Raw genomic sequence first — 26,808 nt, forward strand, 5'->3', positions numbered from 1 at the left:
AAAATCAAAACTTACCTCTATTAACTACCACCAGTCAGTGTCTGACACGGGGGAAACTATGTTCGACAAAATAGGTTTGCCTAAAAACTTGCTTTGGGGCTATATCGGCCTCGCGATATTCATGATCGGCGATGGTGTAGAACAAGCGTGGATTGCCATCTGGCTGGTGGATAAAGGGCTGTCTGTCGCGCAAGCCTCTTATCTGATCACCGCATACGGTGTCACCGTGACGCTGGCGGCCTGGGTGACCGGCGTACTGGTGCAAACCCTCGGCCCGCGCAAAGTGATGCTGTATGGGTTGATCACCTTTGTTATCGGCAGTATCGGGTTTATCGGCGTTGGCCTCAAGACCATGCACATGGCCTGGATGCTGCCGTTTTATGCCATTCGCGGCATCGGTTATCCGCTGTTTGCCTATTCGTTTCTCATCTGGATTAACTACAGCACGCCGGTGGAGCGCCGTTCTACCGCAGTGGGTTGGTTCTGGTTTACCTTCTCGCTGGGTTTGAGCGTCATCGGTCCGTTCTTCTCCTCGCTGGCATTGCCGGTGATGGGCGAAATTCATGTGCTGTGGGTCGGCATGGTATTTGTGGTCGTCGGCTCCGTGTTAGGCATTTGGGTGAACCGCGACGTGGTTCCGGCATCTGAAATTCATCCCTTCAGCGCGGCGGAGTTAATTAAAGGCATCACCATTTTGCAGCGTCCGGTGATTGCGATGGGATTGGTGGTGAAATCGGTCAACGGCATCGCCCAATATGGTCTGGCGACCTTCCTGCCGCTCTATCTGATCAGTTTCGGCTACAGCAAAACCGAATGGCTGCATATGTGGTCGGCGGTGTTCCTGGTGGCGATTTTCGCCAACCTGTTCTTTGGCTTTTTCGGCGATAAGTTTGGCTGGCGAACCACCATCATGTGGGTCGGTGGCTTTGGTTATGCCGCGGTGCTGATTTTGGTCTGGGCCGTGCCGCAGCTGCTGGGCCATAACTTCTATGTGATGGCATTCGTGCTGTGCCTGTGCGGTATTACCATGGCCGGTTATGTGCCGCTGTCGGCGCTGTTCCCGTTGCTGGCCCCGGACAGCAAAGGCGCGGCCATGTCGGTGCTGAATCTGGGCGCAGGTTTGGGCGCATTTATCGCACCTGCCATCACCGCGCTGTTCTACTCATCGCTGGGTGCGGGCGGGGTGTTGGGTATTTATGCCGGGCTTTATGTTCTGAGCGGCGTATTGACGCCATTCCTGAAAACGCCTGAAGAGCTGGATGCGCGGGTGGCGATGACGGACAAAGCGGCCTGAAAGACGTGAGATTTTGGTTATAAAAAAAAGCCCAGTTAATTAACTGGGCTTTTTATTGCGATTAAGAGATTAGACGTTGAACAAGAAGTTCATCACATCGCCATCTTTTACAATGTACTCTTTACCTTCTGAGCGCATTTTACCGGCTTCTTTCGCACCTTGTTCGCCTTTGAAGGCAACGAAATCTTCAAACGCGATGGTCTGAGCGCGGATAAAGCCTTTCTCGAAGTCAGTGTGGATTTTACCCGCCGCCTGTGGCGCGGTGGCGCCAACAGGAATGGTCCATGCACGCACTTCTTTCACGCCTGCGGTGAAGTAGGTTTGCAGGTTGAGCAGCGCATAACCGGCGCGGATCACGCGGTTCAGGCCCGGCTCTTCCAGACCCAGTTCAGCCATGAACTCGTCGCGTTCGTCATCTTCCAGCTCAGCGATATCAGATTCAACGGCAGCACACACTGGCACCACCACCGAACCTTCGGCTTCGGCAATCGCACGCACCTGATCGAGGTACGGATTGTTTTCGAAACCGTCTTCGTTGACGTTAGCGATGTACATGGTTGGCTTCAGCGTCAGGAAGCTGAGGTAGCGGATGGCCGCTTTCTCGTCAGCATCCAGATTCAGTGCGCGCAGCATGCCCGCTTCTGACAGATGCGGCAGGCACTTCTCCAGCGCAGCCAGCTCGGCTTTGGCATCTTTGTCGCCGCCTTTGGCTTTCTTCTGGCAACGCTGAATCGCACGTTCGCAGGTGTCGAGATCCGACAGCGCCAGCTCGGTGTTGATCACGTCAATATCTTCTGCCGGGTTAACTTTACCGGCAACGTGGATGATGTTGTCGTTTTCAAAGCAGCGCACCACGTGACCGATGGCTTCGGTTTCACGGATGTTAGTCAGGAACTGGTTGCCCAAGCCTTCACCCTTGGACGCGCCTTTCACCAGACCGGCGATATCGACGAACTCCATGGTGGTGGGCACGACGCGCTGCGGCTTAACAATCTCGCTCAGCTGATCGAGGCGCAGATCGGGCATTGGCACCACACCGGTGTTTGGCTCGATGGTGCAGAACGGAAAGTTGGCTGCTTCGATACCCGCTTTAGTCAGCGCGTTGAACAGGGTGGATTTACCGACGTTCGGCAGGCCCACAATACCGCATTTAAATCCCATGGTCTGATTACCTTTCTCACTGAGTGCGCAGCGCTGTTCAATAGCGCCGACAGATTCAAAAAATTTCGCGCATTATACACAGAATTGCCTTCTGCGGCGCGGGAATTGGCCTTAGCCCGCCTTGAACGCGTGCAGGCGGTTCATCGCCTTAATCTTGTCTTCTTTCAGCCACAGTTCGGTGCAGCGCACCGCTTCGTCTACGGCATCATCAATCAGCTTTTGTTCGCTGGCTGGCGGCTTACCCAGCACGAAACCGGTCACTTTATTGCGGTCGCCAGGATGACCAATACCCACGCGTAAACGGTGAAAATTATTGTTGTTGCCCAGCTTGCTGATGATGTCTTTCAGGCCGTTATGGCCGCCGTGGCCGCCACCTTGCTTGAATTTCGCCACGCCCGGCGGTAAATCCAGCTCATCGTGCGCTACCAAAATCTCTTCTGGCGCAATGCGATAAAAAGTCGCCATCGCCGCCACCGCTTTGCCGCTGAGATTCATAAAAGTGGTGGGCACCAGCAGGCGCACATCTTCTCCCGCCAGCGACAGGCGCGCGGTATAGCCATAAAACTTTGGCTCGTCTTTTAAGGACTGATTGTTGCGGCTCGCCAGTAAATCGACATACCAGGCGCCAGCGTTATGGCGGGTTGCGGCGTATTCAGCGCCGGGATTGGCCAGCCCCACAATCAGTTTAATGCTGCTCACAATGTTTATCCTGTCTTGCTGCGGAAAGGGCGATAGTTTACTGCCTGGTGGCACGGATGACAAAGGCCACGCGCCACAGATAATGTCTCTACGTGACTAATCATTTTCTATCGAAATCAAGGCGCTGGCGGTAAAGATTTGTCAAAGGTTGTGAAGGATATGTGATCCTGTACGCAACTTAAGCGGCAGGTATTGCCTAAGCTTATGGCTAGTTAACCATACGTGCTGTTTTGCTTTTAAAAGGATGGAGGTGGATCATGAAACGTCAAAATTGCCGCTTTGTAGGTAACGGTTTGATGTGTTTGGGTTTACTGACGATGGTATTAGGCGTCGGCTATTCCATTATCAACCAGCTTCCTTCACTCAACCTGCCGCAATTCCTTGCGCACGGTGCGATGTTCAGCATCTTCGTTGGCGCTTTACTGTGGCTGGTGGGCGCGCGCGTCAGCGGACGTGAGCGCGTGGAAGATCGTTATTACTGGTTACGTCATTACGGCGATAAGCGTTGCCGTCGCAATCACTCATCACATTAAGTGAGTACGGTTTGCTGCAGCGGCTGTAACTGCGCGAGATAACGTTCGATGCGGTTACGGCCGCTGGCTTTTGCGCGGTACAACGCTTCATCGGCCAGCGCCAGCAACAGCGGGAAGGGTTCGCCAGGCTGCAGCGCGGTGGCATAACCGATGCTGACGGTATAACGCACGTCGTTAGGTTGCGACAGCTGTGTCGCCAAACGGATACGTTCACATACCCGCTGCGCCTGCTCGGCATCGCCGGGAATGATCGCAGCAAACTCCTCGCCACCCAAACGGGCAAAATGTCCACTCTCCGGCATCAACGCCTGCACCACCTGACAAAAATCGATTAATACTTGATCGCCTTGTTGATGGCCGAAACGGTCATTGATGCTTTTAAAATGGTCCAGATCGAACAGCACCGCGCTATAGACAAAGTGTTGTGACTGTCGCGCGCTGCGCAATATCATTTTATCGGCCTGCTCGAACAGCGCGCGGCGATTCCACACGCTGGTGAGCGGATCGTGCATTGATGCTAGCTTGTGGGCGATTTGCGTGCGTTCGTTGACCATCGCCAGAATGGTGAAACTCAGGCCAATAACAAACAGGATCGATTCAAGAATCACATACACCGAGAAGCTGGAACCGCCAATCGCACCGCGCACCGGCGTCGCCACCGCATCGTCCAGAAAGATACGCGCCACGTGAAACAGCAAATGGATCCATAGCAGGATTTGCGCCGGCCAAAAGGTGACGGTCAACGACGCGCGCACGCGCCACAGCAAGCGGATTAGCGCGCCGGTATAGATGATGCACAGCAGGCAAACCACCAGCACGCGCTTCGGCTGGCTGTGATAAAACGCGGGGAACAGGCACAAAATCGCCCACAACAAACCGCCGCCTAACCAGCTGAGGCCAATTGCTTTTCCGCAGAAGATGCGGAAGGCATTGAGCAGATTGCCATAAGCCAGCAACAGCATGACGTTGCCGACCGCGACCGGTAAAAAATGGAATCCCGCACTGCGTAAGCTGCTAAGGAACACCGCCGCCAGGGTTAAAACCAGCGCCAGCGTGGTGCAGCCCAATACGCGATCGTACTGCGCACCGACCCAGGCAAAAATCAAAATGATACTCAAAAACCCCAGCACAAAGAGCTCGCAAACAAACAGCGTGTAGAGGTCGAGAGTCATAGTGGTCGGAGCTCGGGGAAAAAGTGGGAAGAAAATAGCATTAAACATTGGACCGCTAAAGGGCGGCAATGCGAGTCACCAGAAAAGAGTGGATGGCAGCGAGAATAGCGAGATTTAACGAAATTTATCGCGCAAATATCAATGGCGAAAGTGGCTTAATCGGTGAGTCAGATTGAGGGCAGGGTGCAAAGAAAAACCGGGCACGAGGCCCGGTTTCACGCGATGAATTAATGCTCAAACATCGCGGAGATTGATTCTTCGTTGCTGATACGACGAATCGCTTCGGCCAACATGCCAGACAGCGTCAGAGTACGCACGTTTGGCAGAGATTTCATCTCTTCAGACAGCGGAATGGTATCGCAGACAATCACCTGGTCAATCACCGACTTACGCAGGTTTTCCACCGCATTGCCGGAGAAGATTGGGTGAGTAGCGTAAGCGAAAACACGTTTCGCGCCGCGCTCTTTCAACGCTTCAGCCGCTTTGCACAGCGTACCGCCGGTGTCGATCATATCGTCGACCAGTACACAGTCACGACCCGCAACGTCACCAATAATGTGCATCACCTGCGAAACGTTCGCGCGCGGGCGGCGTTTGTCGATGATAGCCATATCGGTATCGTTGAGCAGTTTGGCGATGGCGCGCGCACGCACTACGCCACCGATGTCTGGGGAAACTACAATAGGATTTTCCAGGCCAATTTGCAGCATATCTTCCAGCAGGATTGGGCTGCCGAAGACGTTATCCACCGGGACATCAAAGAAGCCCTGAATCTGTTCAGCATGCAGGTCAACGGTTAGAACACGGTCAACGCCCACGCTAGAAAGGAAATCGGCAACCACTTTGGCAGTGATCGGTACACGAGCAGAACGCACACGGCGGTCCTGACGCGCATAGCCAAAGTAAGGAATGACAGCAGTAATACGACCAGCAGAAGCCCGACGCAAGGCGTCGACCATCACAACCAGCTCCATCAGATTATCGTTGGTGGGGGCACAGGTGGACTGGATGATGAAAAATATCACCACCGCGTACATTTTCGTTAATCTGTACACTTACTTCACCATCACTGAAACGGCCAACAGCGGCGTCTCCGAGGCTAGTGTAAAGGCGGTTGGCAATACGTTGTGCTAGTTCCGGGGTGGCGTTACCAGCAAATAGCTTCATATCAGGCACGAGAAGAACCTCAGGCTTGGCGTCCAGAGAATGAACGGCTCTAGAGTAACCGGCGAATACCAAAGAGCATGTTCATACGGGTGTGTTAATGCGCAACATGCAGTGTCTGGAACGGGTGACACTGTCACGTAGACGCTTTTAGCCCAGAAAGTGTGCGCTGCAACGGCGAGAGGTTAAGCCCGCGCGCCACAAATCCGCAAATCCATTTCGGGGCAAGCTCCAGCACCTGACGTGCGTCGGATTCGGTGTCAAATTCAGCAAACACACAAGCTCCGGTCCCAGTCAGGCGCGACGGCGCGTATTCTAGCAGCCAGGAAAGCAGCTCATCAACCTTACGAAAACGTTTTCTTGCCACAGCCTCACAATCATTGTGAAAAGGACGCTGTAACAGTTCATCTAATGTGCGGATTGGTGAATCGCGCGTCAGTTCGGGATCGCGGAACAGATCAGGCGTCGCGATGCTCACGCCTGGATGCGCCACCAGATACCATTTTTCTGCCGGTTCAGCCGGCTGCAATAGTTCGCCCACGCCTTCTGCAAAGGCCGCGTGACCTCCAATAAACACTGGCACATCCGCGCCCAGTTTGATGCCAATCGTCGACAGCTCGGTAACGCTTAATCCGGTTTGCCACAGATGATTCAGCGCCACTAACACCGTTGCCGCATCTGAAGAGCCGCCGCCAAGCCCGCCGCCCATCGGCAAAACCTTCTCCAGCGCGATGCTGGCACCGGCCTGCGCGGGCAAGGTGCCACGCGCAGCGGCAACGGTTTTTAACGCCTGCGCAGCACGCACAATCAGGTTCTCGTCATCCGGCACGCCAGTCAGCGGCGTCAGCAGCGTTATCTTGCCGCTGCTGTCCGGTGTGATTTCCAGCGTGTCACCGTAATCGAGGAACTGAAACAGCGTTTGCAGATTGTGGTAGCCGTCAGCACGACGGCCAGTGATATACAGGAACAGATTCAGTTTTGCCGGCGCGGGCCACGTGGTGATCATTGGGTGGTCCAGCTATCCATGCGTAATTTGATGCGCTGACCGCCTTCAGACAGCTCCAGATTCGCTGGCAGCGGCGGATTCACTTTGCTGTCGTAATCAGAAATGTTCACTTTCCACTGCTGACCGTTGCGGCTGTAGTTAAGGCTTTGCAGCTGGTAATGGTTATTCAGCTGATAATCGCTGGCATCGCCCGGCAAGCCCATCATCCACTGACGCAGATTGGCGAGCGGGATATCCATGCCGGTAAGCTGTGAAATCATCTTCTCGGCATCGTTACTCACGTAGCGCTTGCCTTTGTTATCCACGATCTGCACCACGGAACCTTGCGCATCCAACTGCAATTCGGTGCTGCCAAGCGGATTGGTCAGCAGCAGGCGATAGCGATCCGCAGCGGTTTGCTGCCAGTTAAAGCGTGCATACACTTTTTGCTTATCCGACAGGTAAGCGAACGCACCGCGCGTCTGATACTGGCTGATTTTCGCCACGGCTTGCTGATGCTGCTGCCATTGCGGTGATGTGGTGCTTGGGCCCGGACCTTGTGGTTTGTTAATGGTACATGCAGCCAGTAACACGCTGGCAAGGGGTAAAAGGCGCAGTAACTTGCGCGGGGGCAAATGCATCACGTGGTCATCTCCTCAGACACGTTTTTACTTCGTAACCGGTAACGCTAACCATCCGCATGTAAGCCGTCAATGCTGTTATGGCAATAATTGCGCACGATCAGTTTAATCTTATTACTGTCATAGGCTTTGTATGGCTTTTCTTGACCTGTGGCATCTTGTAGAATGCGCTGCACAAAACCCTGACAACACTTGGGATATCCCAACCCGAATCACATGACGCTGCTTGCACTCGGAATCAACCACAAAACTGCACCTGTTGCGCTACGCGAACGCGTTGCGTTTACACCAGACACGCTGGAACTGGCGCTGAATAGCCTGCTGTCCCAGCCGATGGTGCAGAGCGGTGTGGTCCTTTCGACCTGCAACCGTACAGAACTCTACCTCAGTGTAGAGCAGCAAGCCGACCTGCAGGAGAAGCTGGTGCGTTGGCTGTGTGACTATCACGATCTGCGTGAAGAGGATGTGCGCAACAGCCTCTACTGGCATCAGGACAACGCGGCGGTCAGCCATCTGATGCGCGTGGCCAGTGGGCTGGATTCACTGGTGTTGGGTGAACCACAGATTTTAGGTCAGGTTAAAAAAGCTTTTGTTGATTCGTCACGCGACCACGCGCTGAGCAGTGAACTGGAGCGCATGTTCCAGAAAACCTTCTCGGTGGCCAAGCGTGTGCGCACCGAAACCGAGATTGGCGCCAGCGCCGTATCGGTCGCCTTCGCTGCCTGTTCACTGGCGCGTCAAATTTTTGAATCGCTCAGCACCGTTAACGTGCTGCTGGTCGGCGCCGGTGAAACCATCGAGTTAGTGGCGCGTCATCTGCGCGAACACTCCGTCAAGAAGCTGATGATCGCCAACCGCACCCGCGAACGCGCTCAGCTGCTGGCCGATGAAGTGGGGGCAGAAGTGATTGGCCTCGGCGATATCGAAACCCGTCTGGCCGATGCCGACATCATTATCTCTTCCACCGCCAGCCCGCTGCCGATTATCGGTAAAGGGATGGTGGAGCGCGCGCTGAAAGCGCGTCGCAATCAGCCGATGCTGCTGGTGGATATCGCCGTACCGCGCGATGTCGAGCCGGAAGTGGGCAAGCTGGCGAACGCCTATCTCTACAGCGTTGATGATCTGCAAGCGATCATCGAGCAGAACATGGCGCAGCGCAAAGCCGCCGCCGTGCAGGCTGAAAGCATTGTGGTGCAGGAGAGCGGCGAATTTATGGCCTGGCTGCGCGCGCAAAGCGCGGTTGAGACCATCCGTGAATACCGTTCGCAGGCCGATCAGGTGCGCGCCGAGTTACAGGAACGCGCGCTGGCCGCGCTGCAGCAGGGCGCTGATGCCGAAAAAGTGCTGCAGGAACTGGCACACAAGCTGACCAACCGATTAATTCATGCACCAACCAAATCACTGCAGCAGGCCGCGCGCGACGGCGACAGCGAACGCCTGCAGATCTTACGTGACAGCCTCGGTTTAGAGTAATCTGGTCAGTCACGACCTATCACTGGGATACCCGCTATTACATGAAGAGCTCTATTGTTGCCAAGCTGGAAGCGCTGCAGGAACGCCACGAGGAAGTGGAAGCGTTGCTGGGCGATGCCGGCGTGATTGCCGATCAGGATCGTTTCCGTGCGTTATCACGCGAATATGCCCAGCTTAGCGACGTCACCCGTTGTTTCCGCGAATGGCAGCAGGTGCAGGAAGACGTTGAAACTGCCGAAATGATGCTGGAAGACCCGGAAATGCGCGAGATGGCGCAGGAAGAATTAAAGCTGTCACGCGAGAAGCGTGAAGCGCTGGAACAACAGCTGCAAGTGCTGCTGCTGCCGAAAGATCCCGACGATGAACGTTCGTGCTTTGTCGAAGTGCGCGCCGGTACCGGCGGTGATGAAGCGGCGATTTTTGCCGGCGATCTGTTCCGTATGTACAGCCGTTACGCCGAAGCGCGTCGCTGGCAGGTTGAGATCATCAGCGCCAACGAAGGTGAGCACGGCGGCTATAAAGAAGTGATCGCCCGCATCATCGGCGATGGCGCGTATGGCCGCTTTAAGTTTGAATCGGGCGGCCATCGCGTACAGCGCGTGCCAGAAACCGAATCGCAGGGCCGTATTCACACCTCGGCTTGTACCGTTGCGGTCATGCCGGAACTGCCCGAAGCGGAAATGCCGGAAATCAACGCCGGCGATTTGAAAATCGACACCTTCCGTTCTTCCGGTGCCGGTGGTCAGCACGTTAACACCACCGATTCCGCGATTCGTATCACCCACTTGCCAACTGGCATTGTGGTGGAGTGTCAGGACGAACGTTCACAGCACAAAAACAAAGCCAAAGCCTTGGCGGTGTTGGGTGCGCGTATTCACGCGGCGGAAACGGCAAAGCGTAATGCCGCTGAAGCTTCGACGCGTCGTAACCTGCTCGGCAGCGGCGACCGTTCGGATCGTAACCGCACCTACAACTTCCCGCAGGGCCGCGTCACCGATCACCGCATCAACCTCACGGTTTACCGTCTCGATGAGGTGATGGAAGGCAAGCTGGATGCGCTGATTGAGCCGATTGTGCAGGAGTATCAAGCCGATCAGCTGGCCGCGCTGGCTGGACAGGACTAATGATCATCCGTCGCTGGCTACAGCAGGCTGTGGTAGCGCTCTGTGGCGGCGACAGCCCGAAGCGCGATGCGGAAATATTGCTGGGTTTTGTGACGGGCAAAGCGCGCAGTTGGCTGATTGCCTTTGACGATGCGGAACTGGACGCGCAGCAGTTGGAACAACTGAATGCGCTGCTGGCGCGCCGCGTCAACGGCGAGCCGATTGCGCATCTGGTCGGCGAGCGTGAATTCTGGTCGCTGCCGTTGCGCGTCAGTGATGCCACGCTGATCCCGCGTCCGGACACCGAAGTGCTGGTGGAGCAAGCGCTGGCACATCTGCCGGCCGCCGCGACGTCTCTGTTGGATTTAGGCACTGGCACCGGCGCGATTGCGCTGGCGCTGGCCAGCGAACGGCCAGGCTGCCAGGTTATCGGCTGCGATCGCATCGCGGCGGCGGTGGAACTGGCGCAGGACAATGCGCAGCGTCTGCACATTGATAACGCCCGCTTCATCCTCAGCAACTGGTTTAACGATCTTCCCGCCCAACGTTTTGATCTGATTGTCAGCAATCCGCCCTATATTGATGCCGCCGATGAACATCTGCAGCAGGGCGACGTGCGCTTTGAACCGCGCAGCGCGTTGGTGGCGGACGATCAGGGTTTGGCCGATTTACGTTTTATCATTCACACCGCACCGCACTGGCTGCACGCTGGCGGCTGGCTGCTGCTGGAACATGGCTGGCAGCAAGGTGCAGCCGTGCGCGCCATCATGACGCAGCACGGTTATCAGGCGGTGAGCACCGTTGACGATTACGGCGGTAATCCGCGCGTCACACTAGGACAATTTTTTAATAAGGAATAACGATGGCGAGCTGGTATCCCCTGATTAAACATTTTCACTTGCTGACCGTTGCGCTGACGATTTGTCTGTTTTTGCTGCGCTTCTACTGGCAAACCACCGGCTCAGCGATGCTGCAACGCCGCTGGGTGCGCATTGCGCCGCACGTTAACGACACCTTTTTGCTGTTAAGCGGTGCGCTGCTGGTGATGATTACGCATTTTTATCCGTTCACACCGCAAGGAAGCTGGCTGACGGAGAAGCTGTTAGCGGTTATTATCTACATCGCCTTAGGTTCCGTGGCATTGAGCCGTCGCCCACGTAAAATGGGGACACGTTGGATCGCCTTCCTGATTGCAATCGTAGCGTTGCTGTTTGTGATTAAGCTGGCGATGACCAAAATGCCGTTATTGGGGATTGTATGACCTCGCCAGAGCAACTCGATTACAGTAAAACACCGTTGAGTGAAGCGGTGATTGGCGCCACATGCGCCATACGCAATGATTTTTCCGCGCCTTCTGTGCAACAACAGTTGGCGGCGCTGGTAGATGAAGCCCGTGAGTACGTCAGCAGCGAACAGGACGCCGATTTGCAGCTGGGTAAGCTGCTGGAGCTGTTCTATCGTCAGTGGGGATTTGGCGGCGCCAGCGGCGTCTATAATCTCTCCGACGCGCTGTGGATCGACAAAGTCTTGAAGAGCCGTCAGGGCACGGCGGTGTCGCTGGGCGTGATCCTGCTGCACATCGCCGATGAGCTGGAATTGCCGCTGATGCCGGTGATTTTCCCGACACAGCTGATTCTGCGTGCCGACTGGTTAGATGGCGAAATGTGGCTGATCAACCCGTTCAACGGCGAAACGCTGGATACGCATACGCTGGAAGTGTGGCTGAAAGGCAACATCAGCCCAACCGCCAAGCTGTATAACGACGATCTCGACGAAGCCAAGACCATCAACGTGATGCGCAAGATGCTCGACACCTTGAAATCCGCGCTGATGGAAGAGAAGCAGATGGAGCTGGCGCTGAACGTCAGCAAAGTGCTGCTGCAGATCGATCCTGACGATCCTTACGAGATTCGCGACCGTGGTTTGATCTACGCGCAATTAGAGTGTGAACACATCGCGCTGAATGATTTGACCTATTTCGTTGAACAGTGTCCTGAAGATCCGGTCAGCGAGATGATTAAAGTGCAGATTCACGCAATTGAACAGAAACAGGTAACGCTGCACTAAGCGTTACCCGATAAAAGGAAAGGAAAGGGCATGACACAGAAAGTAGTGAATATCGGCGATATCAAGGTCGCAAACGATCTGCCATTCGTTCTCTTCGGCGGCATGAACGTGCTGGAATCGCGCGATCTCGCCATGCGCATCTGCGAACACTACGTTGAGGTCACCGACAAACTCGGGATCCCTTACGTATTCAAAGCCTCTTTTGATAAAGCGAACCGCTCTTCAATCAAATCTTATCGTGGTCCTGGCCTGGAAGAGGGCATGAAGATTTTCCAGGAGCTGAAGCAGGCTTTCGGCGTGAAAATCATCACCGATGTGCATGAAGCATCGCAGGCGCAGCCTGTGGCTGACGTGGTTGATGTGATTCAGCTGCCGGCCTTCCTCGCGCGTCAGACCGATTTGGTGGAAGCGATGGCGAAAACCGGCGCGGTAATCAACGTCAAGAAGCCCCAGTTTGTTAGCCCAGGCCAGATGGGTAACATCTACGACAAATTCGTCGAAGGCGGCAACGATCAGGTTATCCTGTGCGATCGCGGCAGCAACTTCGGCTATGACAACCTGGTTGTCGATATGCTCGGCTTCAACGTGATGAAGAACGTCACCCAAAATAGCCCAGTGATCTTCGACGTTACCCACGCGCTGCAAACGCGCGATCCGTTCGGCGCTGCGTCAGGCGGTCGTCGTGCGCAGGTCGCCGAGCTGGCGCGTGCCGGCATGGCGGTTGGCATTGCTGGCCTGTTCATCGAAGCGCACCCAGAGCCAAACAGCGCCAAATGCGACGGTCCATCCGCGCTGCCGCTGGATAAGCTGGAACCCTTCCTGGTGCAGATGAAAGCCATCGACGATCTGGTGAAGAGCTTCCCAGAGCTGGATACCAGCAACTGATTGTTTTCAAATGTGAAAAAGGCGCCGATGGCGCCTTTTTTATTGGCTGGTCGCCATTAATGGCGATCCTACAACATGCACGATTTCCGTATGGTTGGCATTTATGCCGACCGCTAGTCTCACAGCATAATCGTCAACAAATACCCGGCAAACAGCGCCAGATGCGCGGCACCGTTCAACACGTTGGTGCGGCCCGTTGAGAACGAGATGTGACACAGGATCAGCACGGCGCTCATGATCACCATCTGCGGTGGCTCAAGGCCGAACACCAATTGCTGGTCGGTCAGGGTAGCGATGATGGTCACTGCAGGCACCGTCAACGAAATGGTCGCCAGCACCGAACCGAAGAACAGATTCATTGCGCGCTGCACCTGATTCATCAGTACCGCTTTGATTGCACCTAAACCTTCCGGCGACAGGATCAACAGCGCCACCAGGAAGCCGGTGAACTGCGCCGGGGCGTTCAGTTCTGTCAGCAGACTCTCCAGGGGATTGGCGTTCATCTTGGTCACGCTAATCACCGCAATCAGATGCACGATCAGCCATGCGGTGTGCCACAACGAGCTGTGCGCAGAAGGCTTACCGTGGTGCGGATCGTCGCCATCATCTTCATGCTCATAAACGAACAGGCTTTGGTGGGTTTTGGTTTGAATCAGCAGGAACACGCCGTACATGGCCGCAGAAATCGCCGCGATGATCAGCGCCTGCGTGGTCGTGAAGTTACCGCCAGGTAACGCATTGGGGAACACCAGCACCAGAATCGCCAGCGGGAAAATGGCGATCATGTACTGTTTTACGCCCGCCAGATTAACGTACTGCGTGGCAAACTTGCGTCCGCCCAGCAGCAGGGCAAAGCCGACTAAACCGGCGGTCACAATCATGATGATCGAGTAGAGCGTGTCGCGCATTAGCGCGGGCGCGGCATCACCGGTGGCCATCAGCGCGGAGATCAGACTCACTTCAAGTATGACGACGGAAAGACTGAGAATCAGCGAGCCATAAGGTTCGCCTAAACGGTGTGCCAGCACGTCGGCGTGACGCACGACGCTGAAGGCGCTAAACAGAATGGCAACTAATGCCAACAGGTTGATGCCGATAACCGGCAGAAGCGCTGTCTGGTTGCCGAAGAAGCTCAGCACCGCCAGCGCAGCAACGGGGAAAATCAGTGAGTACTCGGTATGGCGGGTTTTCTCATGTCCAGGCATTTACCATCCTCTCCGGAAAAAGTACAAAGCAGGCAATCATTGCCTGATAAATATAATGAGTTTTCTGACGTAACGCAGTGTAACTTTTCATCAGCTGTGCTGCTGTGACTTTACGCGATTTTACCAAAAGCGTTTATTATGCATAACACGGCAAAAGAGTGTGTTATAGCTGGATTAACGCCTGTATTCATTATGTTGCATGAGTCACTCAACCAATTAAAGATGAGATTGGTCTGGTTAATCGTCGTATAGGGTGAAGTTTATGAGGGTTTAAACCTGTTTTACGCCATCTGCCAGTGAAAGTACCGGTTTGCGTTTTGACCCAGATGATCCAGACTTAAACCTTGGGTATGAAACAGGAGGAAATATGCCTTATTCATCAAACAAAGAGCTGCCAGACAGCGTGCGTCATGTCCTGCCGGCTCACGCGCAAACCATCTATCAAAAGGCCTTTAACAGCGCCTGGGACCAATACAAAGATCCCGACGACCGCGCGTGGCGATGAGTCGCGCGAAGAGGTGGCACACAAAGTCGCCTGGGCAGCAGTCAAGCATGAGTACTCAAAAGGTGACGATGACAAGTGGCACCCTAAAAACTAGTTTGTCTTGCGGGCCGGTGCGGCCCGCCTCGCACTTTTCCCTTCGCCATTCAAGTTCCTCACCAGGCAGCCGATGCTATTTACACAGAATTTCCCTTTTGTGATCGGGGTCAATCTTGAATGTTTTGTTAAAAATGAATTAATGTCTTCTCTTAAGACGATGCAATGAGCGTCGCCTGTAGACATCAGTTTTGAGGAACCACACCGGCAAGATGTCAGCGTAGTAGAGGAGACCACAGTGTTAACGCGGGAATTTTTGTTAAAAGCAGATTGTAAAACATCGTTTGGCGATATTGATGAAGCGTTGTTCTGGAGCTGTGAAAAGCGTGCGGCATCGCTGTCCGCGACGCTGGCCTGTCGTCCTGACCAAAGCCCGGTGTGGATTTTTGGCTACGGCTCGCTGATGTGGAATCCCATTTTTGAAGCGGCCGAAGTGGCGCCGGGTCGTTTAGAGGGCTGGCACCGTGCGTTTTGCCTGCGTCTGATTGCCGGTCGCGGCACCGTAACCGCGCCTGGCCGTATGCTGGCGCTGAAAGAGGGCGGTTCCACCAGCGGACTGGCGTTCCGTTTACCGGAATCGCGTTTGTATGATGAGCTGGAGCTGCTGTGGAAGCGTGAAATGATTACTGGCTGCTATCTGCCAACCTGGTGTGAACTGGAGCTGGAGGATGGACGCAACGTTACCGCGCTGGTGTTTATCATGGATCCGCGTCATCCGCTGTATGAAACCGATTCCTGCCGCAGCACCATCGCGCCGTTGATTGCCCAGGCCAGCGGTCCGCTTGGCACCAACGCCCAGTATCTCTACGCGCTGGAGCAGGAGCTAGGCAAACGTGGCATGCAGGAAGCGGCGTTGACGCGCCTGGCTGCAGATGTCAGAGCGCTGCAGAGTCATTCGGCAGCGCGCTGATACGGATTACTGCGCTGGATTAATCAGCCAGGTTCCCGGCTTATCGATGGTCAGCGATTGGCTATGCACCTGGTTGCCGTTACGCACCTCAATGCGATAGTTCCCCGCCGCCAGATTGAGTGAAGCGAATCCGCTGGAGGAGGGCTTCACATCGCGGGCTTCGCCATTCAGCATCACATTCTCACCCGCCTGCAAACGCAGATAAACCGTCGCCACCGTCGGTGCGCTGCTCGCTACACTGTTGCCTGCGGCAGCAGCAGGCGCAGCGGGCGCGGTGCTGGCGGCAACCGGCGGTGCTTCGCTGTGATGATTCGCTTTCCAAACCACCACCACAACCGCCAGCACCGCAATCGCAGCGGCCACCACTAAACCTGGCGACAAACGACGCACGTTGCGCGGCGTCAAAGGTTCAACGGCGGCAGCGGCATGATTGACGGCCAACACTTGCGGTTCCGGCGTTGCAACACTCGGCTCCACCGGCACAACCGGCTCAGCCACGAGCGGAATAGTGGTGGAGAGCGCTTCGACATCGCTGACCGGCAGATCGATCAAGCTGGCAAAGGCATCAATGCTTTGCGGACGATCTGCTGGCTTCATGGCTAACGCGCAGTCAATAGCGTGCAGCAGCGGCAGCGAATAGCCTTCCGGCTTGCGCTCCACCAGCGGCTGATAGTTATCCTCAATGCAGCGCACCACGCTCACCGGCGGTGCATGGCCGGTGATCAGGTTGTGCAGCACTGCGCCTAGCGCATAGATATCGGTCCACGGACCTTGCTCTATTTCGCCTTCTTCGCTGTACTGCTCAATCGGCGCAAAGCCGGGCTTCAGCATGATCTCGGTTTCATCCGAGAGGTTGCCGATCTCTTTGCGCGCCGAGCCAAAATCAAGCAGCACCGGCAGCTGGTTTTCCTGAATCTGGATGTTATCCAGCGAGATATCGCGATGCAGATAACCGGCGGCGTGGATAGTATCAATGGCGCCAAACAGCGGCGGTAGCAGACGACGGATCCAGCTCTCGTCAATGCTCTCCGGACTGGTGATCTGCCACTCTTTCAGCGTCATGCCGCTGTAATAGAGCGTGCCCATGTAGGCGGTGCCGTTCTCTTCCCAGAAGCGCAGCACGTGCAGCAAGCCGGGATGATTGAAGCGTGCCAGCAGGCGCGCCTCCTGAATAAAGCTATTACGACCGGCGGTAAACAGCTTATGGAAACGCTCTCCGCGCAGTTCCAGCGACATATCTGCCGCACGCACCGCCAACGAGACGGGCATGTACTCTTTGATCGCGATGGTGCGTTCCAGCTGATGATCCCAGGCACGATAAACAATGCCGAAGCCGCCGCCGCCAATCACTTCCTTGATTTCAAATTCATTAAACCGGTAGCCCGCAGGGAGGGCGTTAGGTGTATGGTTTTCGTTTGCCGACATAGTGAACTCTCTGAACACGTCCTGTAGCGCCCCGTCATCACGATGACGGCAGGCAACGACCGCTAATTAATTAATGTTACGCCAGGCACCAATCGCCGGATCGGCGAGATCCGCATGCAGGGTGTCAATCAGTAACACAGTCACTTTTTGCTGTGGCATAAATTGCGGCGACCAAACGCCGCGTAACGTCTCAACCCGCTTTTTCAGCACATCGCTGCCCTGATCGGCGGTTTTGTCCATCTTGACCAGAAGTGTGCCGCTAAAACGCCACACATGCTGTTGTGCATCAAACGGCAGCACTAACCAGCTATCATCGGCATCCGGACGCGTAACAATCATGCGCTGGTTATTCACCGAGACCACTTCCAGCGGCGGACCGCTCATTTTCAAATCTGCAATCGGGTAGCCCTGATAGAAGTTCAGCGCCAGATTATGGGTTTTGCCAGCGCTCATCAGCGTCATTTCGCTCGGGCCTTCCAGCCAGCCTTCGGTGGAGCAGTGCTGATTCGGGTTATCCGGGATAAACAGCGATTCGCCTTTGTCATCCCACCAGGTACGGAAATGGCAGCCGCCCGGCAAGGCAAAGTGCTGCAGCGGCGTGCTATCCGCCGGGCGTGACAAATCGAGCGGCGCGGCGTTGCTGGTGGTGGCGCTGGCGGTGGCATCGTTCAGCACGATCGGGCGCCAGTTCTGTAATTTGGCTGCGCTGCCGTTAGCCAGCACGCTGCCCTCTTTATTGGTCATCTGCCATGGCAGTTCATCCAGCAGGCCGCACTGATTCGCCAGCAGTGTACCGACGCGCGGCAGGAAGCTGGTCAGGATGCTGGAGTCGGTGCTTTTGCCCGAGACGATGCGCAGCGGCAGCGTCTCTTTGCACCAGTCGTTGGGCGCTTTGCTCGCCACGTCATCAATGTAGACTTCTAATGACAGGCTCGGGGAATACACCACGCGATAATCTTCTGCCTGCGCATTCACGGCCAGCAACAGGGTTGCGAAGCCCGTCAACCACACTTTCATAAGCATCCTTGGATCAATAACGTGACGGCAGAAAACGTGCCGCATCAGCCTGGGAATAAAGCAGCGTCGCTTCCTGCGGTTCGCCAATCCAGACGGCCAGAGCGCTGAGATTGTCGCTTTTAACACTGCGGTTAACGGCTTGTTCCATCAAAGTCAGCCACTCTTCGCAGGCATTCACCATGCGCAGGGCCAGTTCCATTTCGTGGGTGGTGAGATTGAGCCAGAATCCATCGCTGCAAACCAGAAACGCATCGCCATCGGCCAGCGTAATCACCTCGCTAAAAGTGGCCGGACGGGCAGGCTCAACACCGAGCGCATTATAGAGTAAATTACTGTTAATGCCGGTATTTTCATAGCCCGCCTCGCGTAACTGCTGGGCCAGACTGTGGTCACGCGTCACCTGATTTAGCACCCCATGACGGAAGTGATAAACCCGGCTGTCGCCAGCGTGCGCCCACCATGCGCGCTGTTTTTCGCGGTCGATAAACAGCGCGGCGAGCGTGGTGCTCATACGTGAAAAATTCGGATTGTTTCCCTGTGCCTCAATCAGCACCTGCTGGCAGTGTTCAATGGCGGCGCGCGTGCTTTCAGGGGTGAACGTCGCGCTGTGCTGCAGCTGCGTTAGCAGCGTATCGCGCACCAGCTGCGCGGCGATATCACCGCCAGGCAAACCGGCGACGCCGTCACACACCAGAAAACAGGCTTTATGATCGTCCAGCTCGGCGCCGGTACGATCCTGATTTTCGTCGCGCATGCCTTGCTGGCAGCGGCTGGCAAACATCATCTTCATGCGTCTTCGGTCCGCGTTTGAGAATCTTTGTATTGATTCACTTCCATATCATAGGCATGCAGGAAGGCTTCGCCGAACAGCGTATGGAAGTCATCCTCAATTTCGCCAGCGGTACGTTGATAGTGGCGTGAGAAGTAATCCCACAGCGCCGCTTTGCGTCCGGTGCTGAACGCCATTTTGGGCAGCACGCCATCTTTGCGTGCTTCTTCTTCTAAGCGCTGCGGGTTAAATGATTGCAGCATGGCGGCAATAATGGCGCGGATACCGGCAATCATGCCGAGCTGATGCGCCTGCAAATCCACCAGCGCATCGCGCACCGCCGGTTCCGGCGGCATAAAGCCCGGCATCTGGCTTTGATACATCTGCATCAATACGGTTTTACCGGACGGCAGAATCTTGAACGGGTTATTCGCCTCATTGAGGATCATCGTCATGTCGGCTTTCACGCCGCGCTTGAGGATCGAGCGCGAGGAGAGCAGGGCGACGGTACCTTGCGAAAACAGGCTCAGCATGCGACCGGTTACGCGCATCTGCTCTTCGGTGATGGTGGTCTGATGGCCGTTGTTCAGCCCCATCCCTTCCAGCAGCGCGGCAATCAGTTTGTCCTGAGAGGCGCCCGGCAACGTGGCGGGCAGCGTCGGCGCATCGCTTTGCGGATCAATCGCCAGACGCGGATCGTTGCGGCGCTCCTGACGCGCAACCGGCTCGGGAATCACCTCCGACTCCTGCATCATACCGAGCGGGTCGTCGCTGCTGTCGGCAAAGAACGCCAGCGGATCGTCCTGGCGGGCTTTCAGGTTGTTAGGATCGCGTACTTCGAGCCCATACTCACCGATTTGCAGCGTGTCGCCATCCTGCAACGCCACTTGCGAGCCGCGTTGCAACGCGACGCCGTTCAATACCACCGACGTGACGCTGCCCTGATTGGTCAGGCGGCACTCGCCCTCCGGCGAAAGATGCACCAGCGCCTGCAGACGCGATATGGCGCGCGATTCGTCAGGCAGCACCAGATCGTTATCCTGACTGCGGCCGATGGTGCCGCCGGGCGGTTTAAAGGCTACCGTCTTGGCGGGCACATCCGTATTGCACTGCACAATGGTAAATTGCATGAGTCATCCCGTTAACAAGGCAAACGCCACGGCCTATTCAAACATCGGTGGATAGAGGCCGTTGCGGCCCGGCTGTGCACCAGACGCCGGGTTAAACAATAATGAAAAAAGTTGCGCAGTCAGCGGGCCACTGTGTTTATGGGTGGCATGGCTAAAACCGTCACTGCGATTACTCCACCAGTAGCTCATGTGCTGCTGCGGATCGAATCTGTCAGCCACTTCACGCCAGCTCAGCGTGCAGGGTAAATCATCAAAACCAATCACATCCATGATGTCGCTGCGCTGCGTATCCGGCACCAGCAGCGGTGACAGGCGCTGCATCTGCTGCTCCAGCGCATCGGGATTGAGTCGATCGCGCACCGCGTGCAGCAGCAGCGCGCCCAGTTCCTGGAACCAGTCACCGGACATCGCCAGCTGCGCGCTGTGCCAGTGGCTCAGCGGGAAGCTGCGCAGCGCCAGGAGCGGCCAGCTGCGGCCCACGCGATCGCAAGACGGCAGCAGGCAGCCCATCTGCACCTGCTGACGCAGCGGCGAAAGCGGTAACACAAAATTCCACACCGGCGCACGTAAAAACTGTGCGGTGCTGGCATCGGCTTGCTGATGCCAGTGCAGTAATCCTTGCTGAAACCAGTGGCTCCACGGCGTCACGGTATTTTCGCTCAGACGCTGGCGCAAAAAATCGCCGGTGGCCGGTAACTTGCCGTACCAGCCCGGCGCAGTGTGTGTCGGCATGATTACCTCACCATTACTCACTGTGTCTGGTCAATCGCTGCGAAACAACGTGCGGTGCAATCGCCAGCGTGTTGCTGCTGTCACCGGCATTTTTCAGATTCTCCGCAAGCTTGCGCATCATCAACGCATTGTCACGCGCATACGGCGAAGACTGAATTTGCTGATCCAGCAGCTGGCTCAGATGCCAGTCGAGCTGCTGCAAATCGCGCGCGCTGACATCATCCGGCAGCGTGCGCTGCAGGTTTTGCATCAGCCAGCCACGCAGAAACTCGCCGTCATAATTGCGCGGCTGATAGAGCATCTGATAGGCCCGCAGCGCATTGCGACTGTACTCGTTATCGGTGCCGGGATCGTCACGCAGCAAATTGGTGATCTGCTGCGCCACGCGCGGCAGCAGTAAAGACTTAAGCGCATTTTGATAAAGCGCCCACGCCGCATCGCTGACCTGGTTGCCGCGATACAGACCAACGCGCATGGTAAGCGGTGGATTGTCGAGGGAAAAACGCTCGGAGAGCGGCAGTTTCACCAGGTTATTTAAGAAGGGTAGCAGATCAAAAATATTATCGGCGGGCTGATGGATCACCTGCTGACTCTGGGTGGTGATCGGCGCGAGGCGTTCGGCAACCTGGTCCAGATAACGCTGATTCTGAATATAGCTGGTGAGCCACAAACAGGAGAGCAGCAGCAGCGCGCCGGTCAGCACGCCATAACCGATCCAGTGGAACAGGCGGTTGCGGTATTCCCAATGGCGATTGCTGCCCGCCAGGCCGCTTTCGCGGAACACTAAATCGCTCAGCAAATCGCGGATAAAGAAACTCTGTCCTTTGTTGCCGGGGATCGGACTGCTGCGATCGACGCTATTCCACGCCGCGAGGCTGCTTTCGCCGGTATGCGGCAGCTGCAGCTTGCGGTTCAGCTCGCCCATGATGCGGTCAAACGGTAAACCTTCCTGCGTGCCGCTGGTGAAGAACAGGCCGCGCGCCGACCAGGCGATCGGCTCCTGATGGCTGGAAAACACCACATCGAGATACTCATTCAGCAGCGGACGCAACGAACTGAACTCTTGCGGGAACAGGAAGCTGTCGGCGCGCTGGGTGAGATCGCGCTCGCCAGCCATGACGTCGGCCAACTGCTGCTGTAAACGCTGCTCTAAGTGCTGATATTGCTGGCTGAAGCTGCGGTGCCAGTCGTCTTTATGCGGTTTGCCCGGTTCCCACGGGAAAGTGAAGCCCCAAATCGCATCGCGCTGCGGCTTGCTGAGCGTGCCGTAAAAACTCATAAACCCTTTCAGCAGGTCGGTTTTGGTCACCATCACATACACCGGGAAGTGAATGCCGGTGTGCTGATGCAGCTCCGCCATGCGTTCACGTAGCGCGCTGGCCTGCGCATGGCGCGCTTCGGCAGAATCGGTCAGCAGATCGGAGACGCTGATGGTCATGATCACGCCGTTGATCGGCTGACGGGTGCGATAGCGCTTTAGCAGATTGATGAAACTGTGCCACTCCGCGCCATCGCGCGCGCGTTGGCTCTCCTGCAACGCGTAACGTCCGGCGGTATCGATCAGCACCGCGCTGTCAGTGAACCACCAATCGCAGTGGCGCGTGCCGCCCACGCCGCGAATAGCCGCTTTGCCGAGGCTGTCAGTGAGCGGGAATTGCAGGCCTGCGTTGAGTAGCGCGGTAGTTTTACCGGCGCCCGGCGCGCCAATCATTACGTACCACGGCAGCTGATAAAGGTAGTGACTTTGAAAACGTGCCAGCCAGCTCTGCTGATGACGACGACCAAACTGGGTGCGCTTTAAACGCAGCGCTGCTTCACTGAAGCGCTGCGCCAGCAGGGTTTCGGTGGCCTGACGATCGGATAACTCTTCCTGGCTCATCTGCTGCAGACGGTTGAGCAACTTGCTATTAAACCAGCCGCGCCACAGTGCAGGAATAAACTGGAACAGCAGCCAGAGCAGATAGAGCAGACCCACCGCTAACTGGCGCGGCAATACTGGCTCGAGCGGGCGCGTATCGCCCCAGCTCCACAGCGGTCCGAGCATCCACAGCACGCAGCTCAATGCCGTGACGCCAATCAGGCTCCACAGCAGGCGATGGGTTAACAGATGTTGCAGTGATGCGCGCATCATTGGCCTCCCTGATGATTGCCGAGGGTTTCCGGTGTCACAAACAGGGTGATTTCCACCCGACGATTGCGGGCGCGGTTTTCATTACTGTCGTTCGGCAGCAGCGGATTGCTGTCGCCGCGACCTTCCGCTTTCACGCTGTGACCCTCCGCGAGCTGCGGATTAAGCAGCTGCATGATGGCGCGTGCGCGCGCAGAGGAGAATTCGTAGCTGGAGGCGAAACGGCCATCGACCGGGCTGTTATCGGTATACACCGACACCAAAACCGTGCCTTTAACGGTTTTCATTGCACTGGCGACATGCGCCAGCAGCGCCCGTCCCACCTGATTCACCACCGTGCCGTCGCTGGAGAACAGTTTGTCAGCGGGGATGATCACTTTGCTGCCGAACGCGCCGTCGCTCACTTCCAGCTGTCCGGCGGCAATCACATCATTCAGACGTTGATGGAGATCAAGCAGCGCTTGAGGGGAAGTAGGGCGACGTCCTGGCGTGATTTGTGGCAGCGGGGTTTGATAGATGGTGCGCAGCAGCGGTTCGGCGGCATTGCCGAGTCGCCAGTTCAGTCCGCTGTAAATCAGGCTCGCCACCAGCGTGGCCAAGGTAACGCAGGCCCAAAGCGGCACCATCGGACGCGTCAGGGTGCTGACCAGCGGATGCACTTCCACCAGCGGCACCGCCGGATTGGCGCTCGCCGGGCGATGTTCCGTAATGAGTTGTGCCAGGCGTTTGCGGATGGCTTCACACTGCGCGCGGCCGCTGTCACTGCCGCGATAACGGCCTTCATAACCAAGCAGCAGGCAATAGTGGATCAGTTCCAGCAGCCACAGATGCTGCTGCGGGCTTTGCGATACGCGCGACAACAGCTGGAAAACTTTCTCTCCGCCCCAGCTTTCATTGTGAAAGGTGACCAGCATGCCGTTGCCGGACCACACGCCGCGCGTGCCCCACGGCGTTTGCGCTGCGGCTTCATCCAGTACGCTACACAGGCAGTAGCGCGCGCCGATAATCATCTCAAAAGGTAAGCCCGCTTGTTTACAGCGTTGTTCGAATTGGCGGATCTCTTCGATCAGTAACTGGCGCAATCCGGCAGGATCGTCATGTGTCGCGGCCTGCCGTATACGTACCACGGCATTCAGGATGGGTGCTGCGGCATTAAGCAAAAGGTTATCATTGCCCGCGACAATGCCATCGCGAGCAAGGGAATCCTGAGTCATTAAATCTTGGTTATCCAGGCAAGGGCGAAAATCACAGCCCGCAGAGCAAACGCTTCTGCGGGCATTGTGCGCCGGATTGCATTATCAGTCTAAAATCCAGGTCGCGGTATCGTTAGTGCGACAAGCCTTGCTGGCGCCGCCAACGGCCACACAAACCTGTTTGCTGTTGCGGCGGGGGCGCGGACGATCGCTTCGAATGGTCGCGTCGTAACGGCTGCTCTCCACGCCCGCTTTCGGCGGAATATAGCCAATTAACTGGCCGTTAGGCTCATCAGCCACTGCCAGCCAGCTGTGTTCAACACGGCCGAGCACTTCAAACGGTTTGGCGTTATCAAGATAGCGCACTACTTTGCCACCATAATCAGGCGTGGTCATTACCGAGGCAGCATACAACGCGCGATAACTCTCATTGACCGGCGTGAATTCGCCAGGTGCTGCCACCGCATGACGATGGACCAGTTGGACGCCATTCACTTCACTGGTTACCAGCGTGTCATCTGTAACGGGTGGCGGTGGCGCTTTGCAAGCAGCCAGACTTAATACCGCCAGCAACACAAGCACGAGACTCTTATTCACCATGATCCTCAAATTCCATCAGATTAGCTGCAGAGTAATCTGCGGCACGGGCCGTTAAGGCAGGCAGATTAAGCAGCGAGAAAGCCATCAAAAAAACAGACAGATTACAGAAAGATAGTGCTGAACTAAGTCTACCTAAGACTTTTGAGAATTCAAACCATTGCACCATGAGAAATCCCGTGCTAGCGGGCGAAAAAGCAGCGCAGGCCGATGATATAAAACACATAGTCACGGTGATAGATAAGCTGAGTTAATTTATTCGCTGCAGTTAACGATGCGAGGCAGCGCAACGGCATTTGGTCGCTGTTAGTACCAAACGAAAATGGTAAATAAGATTAATCTATTTGTATGAAGCAAAAAAGATTGCCTTGCGAAACAATTTTCTCAATTTCGGAATTTCCGGGCCCAATTCTGCCACGTTTGAACGCAGCACGGCATGGCTTTTGCTTGACCCTCTGTTTACACCGCTAAACCGCTGGAGAAAGCAATGAATCGGGCTTTGAACTATCTACGTGCTAGCCGCGCCAGCGAGATTGCGAGCCTGCAACGGTTGCTGCGGACCGGCGAACAGATTACCGCCATCAGTGAATTGATCCATGTGCTGCAGCGTGAACGTGGAGCCAGCAATATCTGGCTGTGCTCGGCTGGTCGACTGTTTGGTGAAGAGCTAGCACAGCGCGCTGCGGAGGTAGAACTGCGCGAACAGCGTGCAATGGCGGTGCTGCCGGAAGCAGAGGCGCAGCCCGGCTATAGCCGATTTTGCATGCTGATCGCGACTGCGCTTCAGGCGCTGGACAGTCTGCCGGCGCTGCGTCAGCAAGTACACAGCCGCACCGTGACGCAGGCGCAGGCGATGGATGCGTTTAATCACATCATCTGCACCTTACTCAATCTGGTATTTGAAGCGGCGGATACCGCCAGTGAGCCGGACATCTCGCGTGCGTTAATCGCGCTATTTAGCTTTATGCAAGGCAAAGAGCTGGCCGGACAGGAGCGCGCCACCGGTTCGGCGGGATTCGCTGCCGGTGAATTTACCGAGACGCAACGGCAGCGCATTCAGGTGTTGATCGCTGCGCAGGAGCAAAGCTTTGCGACTTTCAGCCAATTTTCTGATGCGGAAAATCTACAACGCTGGCAGGCGATAGCCGATGCCGGCAGCCAAATTGAGCGGCTAAGACGCATCGCCTGCACCGGCGCACAGTGCGGTGAAAATGGCGTGTTGCAGTGGTTTAGTCTGCTCAGTTCGCGTCTCGATCAGATGAAACAGATTGAAGATACGCTGTGCGCCACGCTGATGAATCGCTGTCAGTGTGCGATTGCGGCTGCCCAGCACAGTGAATCTCCGCCGATAGCCATCGGAGAAGAGGCCAGTTTCTCGCTTTATATCGCGGGTGCCAGCTGGCTGTCAGGCGTTGAAACCACGCTGGACAGCAATGGCCTCGCGCCCCAGCTCGGGCGTTCGGTGCTGGCGTTGATCCGTGAGCAGTCGCAGCGTCTGCAGACGCAGGCCGATGAACTCGCCTCGATGCGCGCGTCACTGGATGAACGCAAAATTATCGATCAGGCGAAAAGCTGGTTGATGCAGCAGCACGGTTTCAGCGAGCAGGATGCGTGGCAGGCGCTGCGTAAGAGCGCCATGAACCAGAACAAACGGGTGCTGGAAATAGCCCTGGCGGTGCTGGCGGTTGCCGCCACGCTCAAGGCATAACTCGAAGGAGGTAGCTGCACAAACCCTGTGCGTAGAGTGCGTCAGCGCAGTGCAAAAACGACGCATCATCAGCGCATTTATAGCGCCAGCCTTGATAAAACGGCCTGATATTTTTGGCACAGGCTTTGCAATACCTTACAGACATTGCGCATTTGTTTCGCCAACGGCGGTGAAGCGAGTGCTTTGGATAAAGGCGTCCGGCCCCATGTTTTTGCGACA

The 26,808-nt window shown here is 56.1% G+C and carries 24 protein-coding genes and 2 pseudogenes; 11 read left to right on the plus strand and 15 right to left on the minus strand.

Annotation, left to right across the window (positions count from 1 at the left end; translation table 11 throughout):
- The first annotated feature begins 58 nt into the window (after positions 1-58).
- Positions 59-1,294, plus strand: a complete 1,236-nt coding sequence (locus Q3H59_RS08615; RefSeq protein WP_309834296.1) for an MFS transporter — start codon at positions 59-61, stop codon at positions 1,292-1,294.
- A 69-nt stretch (positions 1,295-1,363) separates the two neighbouring features.
- On the opposite strand, the gene ychF is transcribed toward Q3H59_RS08615, so the two are convergent.
- Positions 1,364-2,455 carry a redox-regulated ATPase YchF gene (gene ychF, locus Q3H59_RS08620; RefSeq protein ID WP_008107633.1) on the minus strand — a complete coding sequence of 364 codons (1,092 nt, stop codon included), beginning with the start codon at positions 2,453-2,455 and terminating at the stop codon, positions 1,364-1,366.
- Between the two features lie 111 nt (positions 2,456-2,566).
- Positions 2,567-3,154, minus strand: coding sequence for an aminoacyl-tRNA hydrolase (gene pth, locus Q3H59_RS08625; RefSeq protein ID WP_008107639.1), 588 nt, complete (start codon positions 3,152-3,154; stop codon positions 2,567-2,569).
- Positions 3,155-3,411: 257 nt separating this feature from the next.
- Between pth and ychH the strand changes: the two genes are divergently transcribed.
- Positions 3,412-3,687 (plus strand): stress-induced protein YchH, encoded by a 276-nt coding sequence (gene ychH, locus Q3H59_RS08630; protein ID WP_061723496.1) that lies wholly within the window; start codon positions 3,412-3,414, stop codon positions 3,685-3,687.
- Here ychH and Q3H59_RS08635 read toward each other — a convergent pair.
- The 4 genes and pseudogenes from Q3H59_RS08635 to lolB form a co-directional block, all read right to left on the minus strand.
- Complete coding sequence (locus tag Q3H59_RS08635; protein ID WP_309834302.1) at positions 3,684-4,859, minus strand: GGDEF domain-containing protein; 1,176 nt, start codon at positions 4,857-4,859, stop codon at positions 3,684-3,686. The genes ychH and Q3H59_RS08635 overlap by 4 nt on opposite strands.
- Before the next feature lie 227 nt (positions 4,860-5,086).
- Positions 5,087-6,035, minus strand: a pseudogene (gene prs / locus Q3H59_RS08640) (ribose-phosphate diphosphokinase).
- 124 nt (positions 6,036-6,159) lie between these two features.
- Positions 6,160-7,029, minus strand: a complete 870-nt coding sequence (ispE, locus tag Q3H59_RS08645) for a 4-(cytidine 5'-diphospho)-2-C-methyl-D-erythritol kinase (protein WP_137385973.1) — start codon at positions 7,027-7,029, stop codon at positions 6,160-6,162.
- Positions 7,026-7,649, minus strand: a complete 624-nt coding sequence (gene lolB, locus Q3H59_RS08650) for a lipoprotein insertase outer membrane protein LolB (protein WP_137386885.1) — start codon at positions 7,647-7,649, stop codon at positions 7,026-7,028. The genes ispE and lolB overlap by 4 nt, the downstream gene beginning before the upstream one ends.
- Positions 7,650-7,865: 216 nt before the next feature.
- Between lolB and hemA the strand changes: the two genes are divergently transcribed.
- The 6 genes from hemA to kdsA are packed head-to-tail and all read left to right on the plus strand — an operon-like array spanning position 7,866 to position 13,177.
- A complete protein-coding gene (gene hemA, locus Q3H59_RS08655; RefSeq protein WP_061718543.1) occupies positions 7,866-9,122 on the plus strand; it encodes a glutamyl-tRNA reductase in 1,257 nt (418 codons plus the stop codon).
- 41 nt (positions 9,123-9,163) lie between these two features.
- On the plus strand, positions 9,164-10,246 hold the full coding sequence (prfA, locus tag Q3H59_RS08660) for a peptide chain release factor 1 (RefSeq protein ID WP_101764110.1): 1,083 nt from the start codon (positions 9,164-9,166) through the stop codon (positions 10,244-10,246).
- Positions 10,246-11,085, plus strand: coding sequence for a peptide chain release factor N(5)-glutamine methyltransferase (gene prmC, locus Q3H59_RS08665; protein ID WP_222233307.1), 840 nt, complete (start codon positions 10,246-10,248; stop codon positions 11,083-11,085). Before prfA ends, prmC begins: the two co-directional genes overlap by 1 nt.
- Positions 11,086-11,087: 2 nt before the next feature.
- Complete coding sequence (locus tag Q3H59_RS08670) at positions 11,088-11,486, plus strand: SirB2 family protein (protein ID WP_101764112.1); 399 nt, start codon at positions 11,088-11,090, stop codon at positions 11,484-11,486.
- Complete coding sequence (gene sirB1, locus Q3H59_RS08675) at positions 11,483-12,292, plus strand: invasion regulator SirB1 (protein WP_110866346.1); 810 nt, start codon at positions 11,483-11,485, stop codon at positions 12,290-12,292. The genes Q3H59_RS08670 and sirB1 overlap by 4 nt, the downstream gene beginning before the upstream one ends.
- Positions 12,293-12,322: 30 nt before the next feature.
- On the plus strand, positions 12,323-13,177 hold the full coding sequence (gene kdsA / locus Q3H59_RS08680; RefSeq protein WP_101764114.1) for a 3-deoxy-8-phosphooctulonate synthase: 855 nt from the start codon (positions 12,323-12,325) through the stop codon (positions 13,175-13,177).
- Positions 13,178-13,296: 119 nt separating this feature from the next.
- On the opposite strand, the gene chaA is transcribed toward kdsA, so the two are convergent.
- A complete protein-coding gene (chaA, locus tag Q3H59_RS08685; protein ID WP_101764115.1) occupies positions 13,297-14,382 on the minus strand; it encodes a sodium-potassium/proton antiporter ChaA in 1,086 nt (361 codons plus the stop codon).
- Positions 14,383-14,749: 367 nt separating this feature from the next.
- On the opposite strand from chaA, the pseudogene chaB reads away from it, so the two are divergent.
- Positions 14,750-14,981 (plus strand): annotated as a pseudogene (gene chaB / locus Q3H59_RS08690) (putative cation transport regulator ChaB).
- A 237-nt stretch (positions 14,982-15,218) separates the two neighbouring features.
- Positions 15,219-15,890, plus strand: coding sequence for a gamma-glutamylcyclotransferase (locus tag Q3H59_RS08695; protein WP_309834308.1), 672 nt, complete (start codon positions 15,219-15,221; stop codon positions 15,888-15,890).
- Between the two features lie 6 nt (positions 15,891-15,896).
- On the opposite strand, the gene Q3H59_RS08700 is transcribed toward Q3H59_RS08695, so the two are convergent.
- From Q3H59_RS08700 to Q3H59_RS08735, 8 genes are all read right to left on the minus strand, one after another.
- A complete protein-coding gene (locus Q3H59_RS08700) occupies positions 15,897-17,315 on the minus strand; it encodes a serine/threonine-protein kinase (protein WP_309834310.1) in 1,419 nt (472 codons plus the stop codon).
- 66 nt (positions 17,316-17,381) lie between these two features.
- On the minus strand, positions 17,382-18,332 hold the full coding sequence (locus tag Q3H59_RS08705; RefSeq protein WP_110866342.1) for a hypothetical protein: 951 nt from the start codon (positions 18,330-18,332) through the stop codon (positions 17,382-17,384).
- A gap of 13 nt (positions 18,333-18,345) precedes the next feature.
- A complete protein-coding gene (locus Q3H59_RS08710; RefSeq protein ID WP_137385968.1) occupies positions 18,346-19,122 on the minus strand; it encodes a PP2C family serine/threonine-protein phosphatase in 777 nt (258 codons plus the stop codon).
- A complete protein-coding gene (gene tagH, locus Q3H59_RS08715) occupies positions 19,119-20,231 on the minus strand; it encodes a type VI secretion system-associated FHA domain protein TagH (RefSeq protein WP_309834313.1) in 1,113 nt (370 codons plus the stop codon). Before tagH ends, Q3H59_RS08710 begins: the two co-directional genes overlap by 4 nt.
- A gap of 33 nt (positions 20,232-20,264) precedes the next feature.
- Positions 20,265-20,963, minus strand: coding sequence for a type VI secretion system-associated protein TagF (tagF, locus tag Q3H59_RS08720; RefSeq protein WP_110866339.1), 699 nt, complete (start codon positions 20,961-20,963; stop codon positions 20,265-20,267).
- A 13-nt stretch (positions 20,964-20,976) separates the two neighbouring features.
- Positions 20,977-23,091, minus strand: coding sequence for a type VI secretion system membrane subunit TssM (gene tssM, locus Q3H59_RS08725; protein ID WP_101764123.1), 2,115 nt, complete (start codon positions 23,089-23,091; stop codon positions 20,977-20,979).
- Positions 23,091-24,305 carry a type IVB secretion system protein IcmH/DotU gene (gene icmH / locus Q3H59_RS08730; protein ID WP_101764124.1) on the minus strand — a complete coding sequence of 405 codons (1,215 nt, stop codon included), beginning with the start codon at positions 24,303-24,305 and terminating at the stop codon, positions 23,091-23,093. The genes tssM and icmH overlap by 1 nt, the downstream gene beginning before the upstream one ends.
- Before the next feature lie 84 nt (positions 24,306-24,389).
- Positions 24,390-24,884, minus strand: a complete 495-nt coding sequence (locus Q3H59_RS08735) for an SH3 domain-containing protein (protein WP_192234148.1) — start codon at positions 24,882-24,884, stop codon at positions 24,390-24,392.
- A gap of 484 nt (positions 24,885-25,368) precedes the next feature.
- Between Q3H59_RS08735 and Q3H59_RS08740 the strand changes: the two genes are divergently transcribed.
- Positions 25,369-26,589: a nitrate regulatory protein gene (locus tag Q3H59_RS08740; RefSeq protein WP_101764125.1), complete on the plus strand. Its 1,221-nt coding sequence runs from the start codon at positions 25,369-25,371 to the stop codon at positions 26,587-26,589.
- The last annotated feature ends 219 nt before the right edge of the window (positions 26,590-26,808 follow it).

This window comes from Pantoea sp. SORGH_AS_0659 (genome assembly GCF_031453915.1).
Classification (GTDB): domain Bacteria; phylum Pseudomonadota; class Gammaproteobacteria; order Enterobacterales; family Enterobacteriaceae; genus Pantoea; species Pantoea leporis.

Excerpts from the sequence above, each read along its gene's own strand:
- Q3H59_RS08615 (WP_309834296.1), top strand. The coding sequence starts at position 59 with ATGTTCGACAAAATAGGTTTGCCTAAAAACTTGCTTTGGGGCTATATC.
- ychF (WP_008107633.1), bottom strand. The coding sequence starts at position 2,455 with ATGGGATTTAAATGCGGTATTGTGGGCCTGCCGAACGTCGGTAAATCC.
- ychH (WP_061723496.1), top strand. The coding sequence starts at position 3,412 with ATGAAACGTCAAAATTGCCGCTTTGTAGGTAACGGTTTGATGTGTTTG.
- Q3H59_RS08635 (WP_309834302.1), bottom strand. The coding sequence starts at position 4,859 with ATGACTCTCGACCTCTACACGCTGTTTGTTTGCGAGCTCTTTGTGCTG.
- ispE (WP_137385973.1), bottom strand. The coding sequence starts at position 7,029 with ATGATCACCACGTGGCCCGCGCCGGCAAAACTGAATCTGTTCCTGTAT.
- lolB (WP_137386885.1), bottom strand. The coding sequence starts at position 7,649 with ATGCATTTGCCCCCGCGCAAGTTACTGCGCCTTTTACCCCTTGCCAGC.
- hemA (WP_061718543.1), top strand. The coding sequence starts at position 7,866 with ATGACGCTGCTTGCACTCGGAATCAACCACAAAACTGCACCTGTTGCG.
- prfA (WP_101764110.1), top strand. The coding sequence starts at position 9,164 with ATGAAGAGCTCTATTGTTGCCAAGCTGGAAGCGCTGCAGGAACGCCAC.
- prmC (WP_222233307.1), top strand. The coding sequence starts at position 10,246 with ATGATCATCCGTCGCTGGCTACAGCAGGCTGTGGTAGCGCTCTGTGGC.
- Q3H59_RS08670 (WP_101764112.1), top strand. The coding sequence starts at position 11,088 with ATGGCGAGCTGGTATCCCCTGATTAAACATTTTCACTTGCTGACCGTT.
- sirB1 (WP_110866346.1), top strand. The coding sequence starts at position 11,483 with ATGACCTCGCCAGAGCAACTCGATTACAGTAAAACACCGTTGAGTGAA.
- kdsA (WP_101764114.1), top strand. The coding sequence starts at position 12,323 with ATGACACAGAAAGTAGTGAATATCGGCGATATCAAGGTCGCAAACGAT.
- chaA (WP_101764115.1), bottom strand. The coding sequence starts at position 14,382 with ATGCCTGGACATGAGAAAACCCGCCATACCGAGTACTCACTGATTTTC.
- Q3H59_RS08700 (WP_309834310.1), bottom strand. The coding sequence starts at position 17,315 with ATGTCGGCAAACGAAAACCATACACCTAACGCCCTCCCTGCGGGCTAC.
- Q3H59_RS08705 (WP_110866342.1), bottom strand. The coding sequence starts at position 18,332 with ATGAAAGTGTGGTTGACGGGCTTCGCAACCCTGTTGCTGGCCGTGAAT.
- Q3H59_RS08710 (WP_137385968.1), bottom strand. The coding sequence starts at position 19,122 with ATGAAGATGATGTTTGCCAGCCGCTGCCAGCAAGGCATGCGCGACGAA.
- tagH (WP_309834313.1), bottom strand. The coding sequence starts at position 20,231 with ATGCAATTTACCATTGTGCAGTGCAATACGGATGTGCCCGCCAAGACG.
- tagF (WP_110866339.1), bottom strand. The coding sequence starts at position 20,963 with ATGCCGACACACACTGCGCCGGGCTGGTACGGCAAGTTACCGGCCACC.
- tssM (WP_101764123.1), bottom strand. The coding sequence starts at position 23,091 with ATGCGCGCATCACTGCAACATCTGTTAACCCATCGCCTGCTGTGGAGC.
- icmH (WP_101764124.1), bottom strand. The coding sequence starts at position 24,305 with ATGACTCAGGATTCCCTTGCTCGCGATGGCATTGTCGCGGGCAATGAT.
- Q3H59_RS08735 (WP_192234148.1), bottom strand. The coding sequence starts at position 24,884 with ATGGTGAATAAGAGTCTCGTGCTTGTGTTGCTGGCGGTATTAAGTCTG.
- Q3H59_RS08740 (WP_101764125.1), top strand. The coding sequence starts at position 25,369 with ATGAATCGGGCTTTGAACTATCTACGTGCTAGCCGCGCCAGCGAGATT.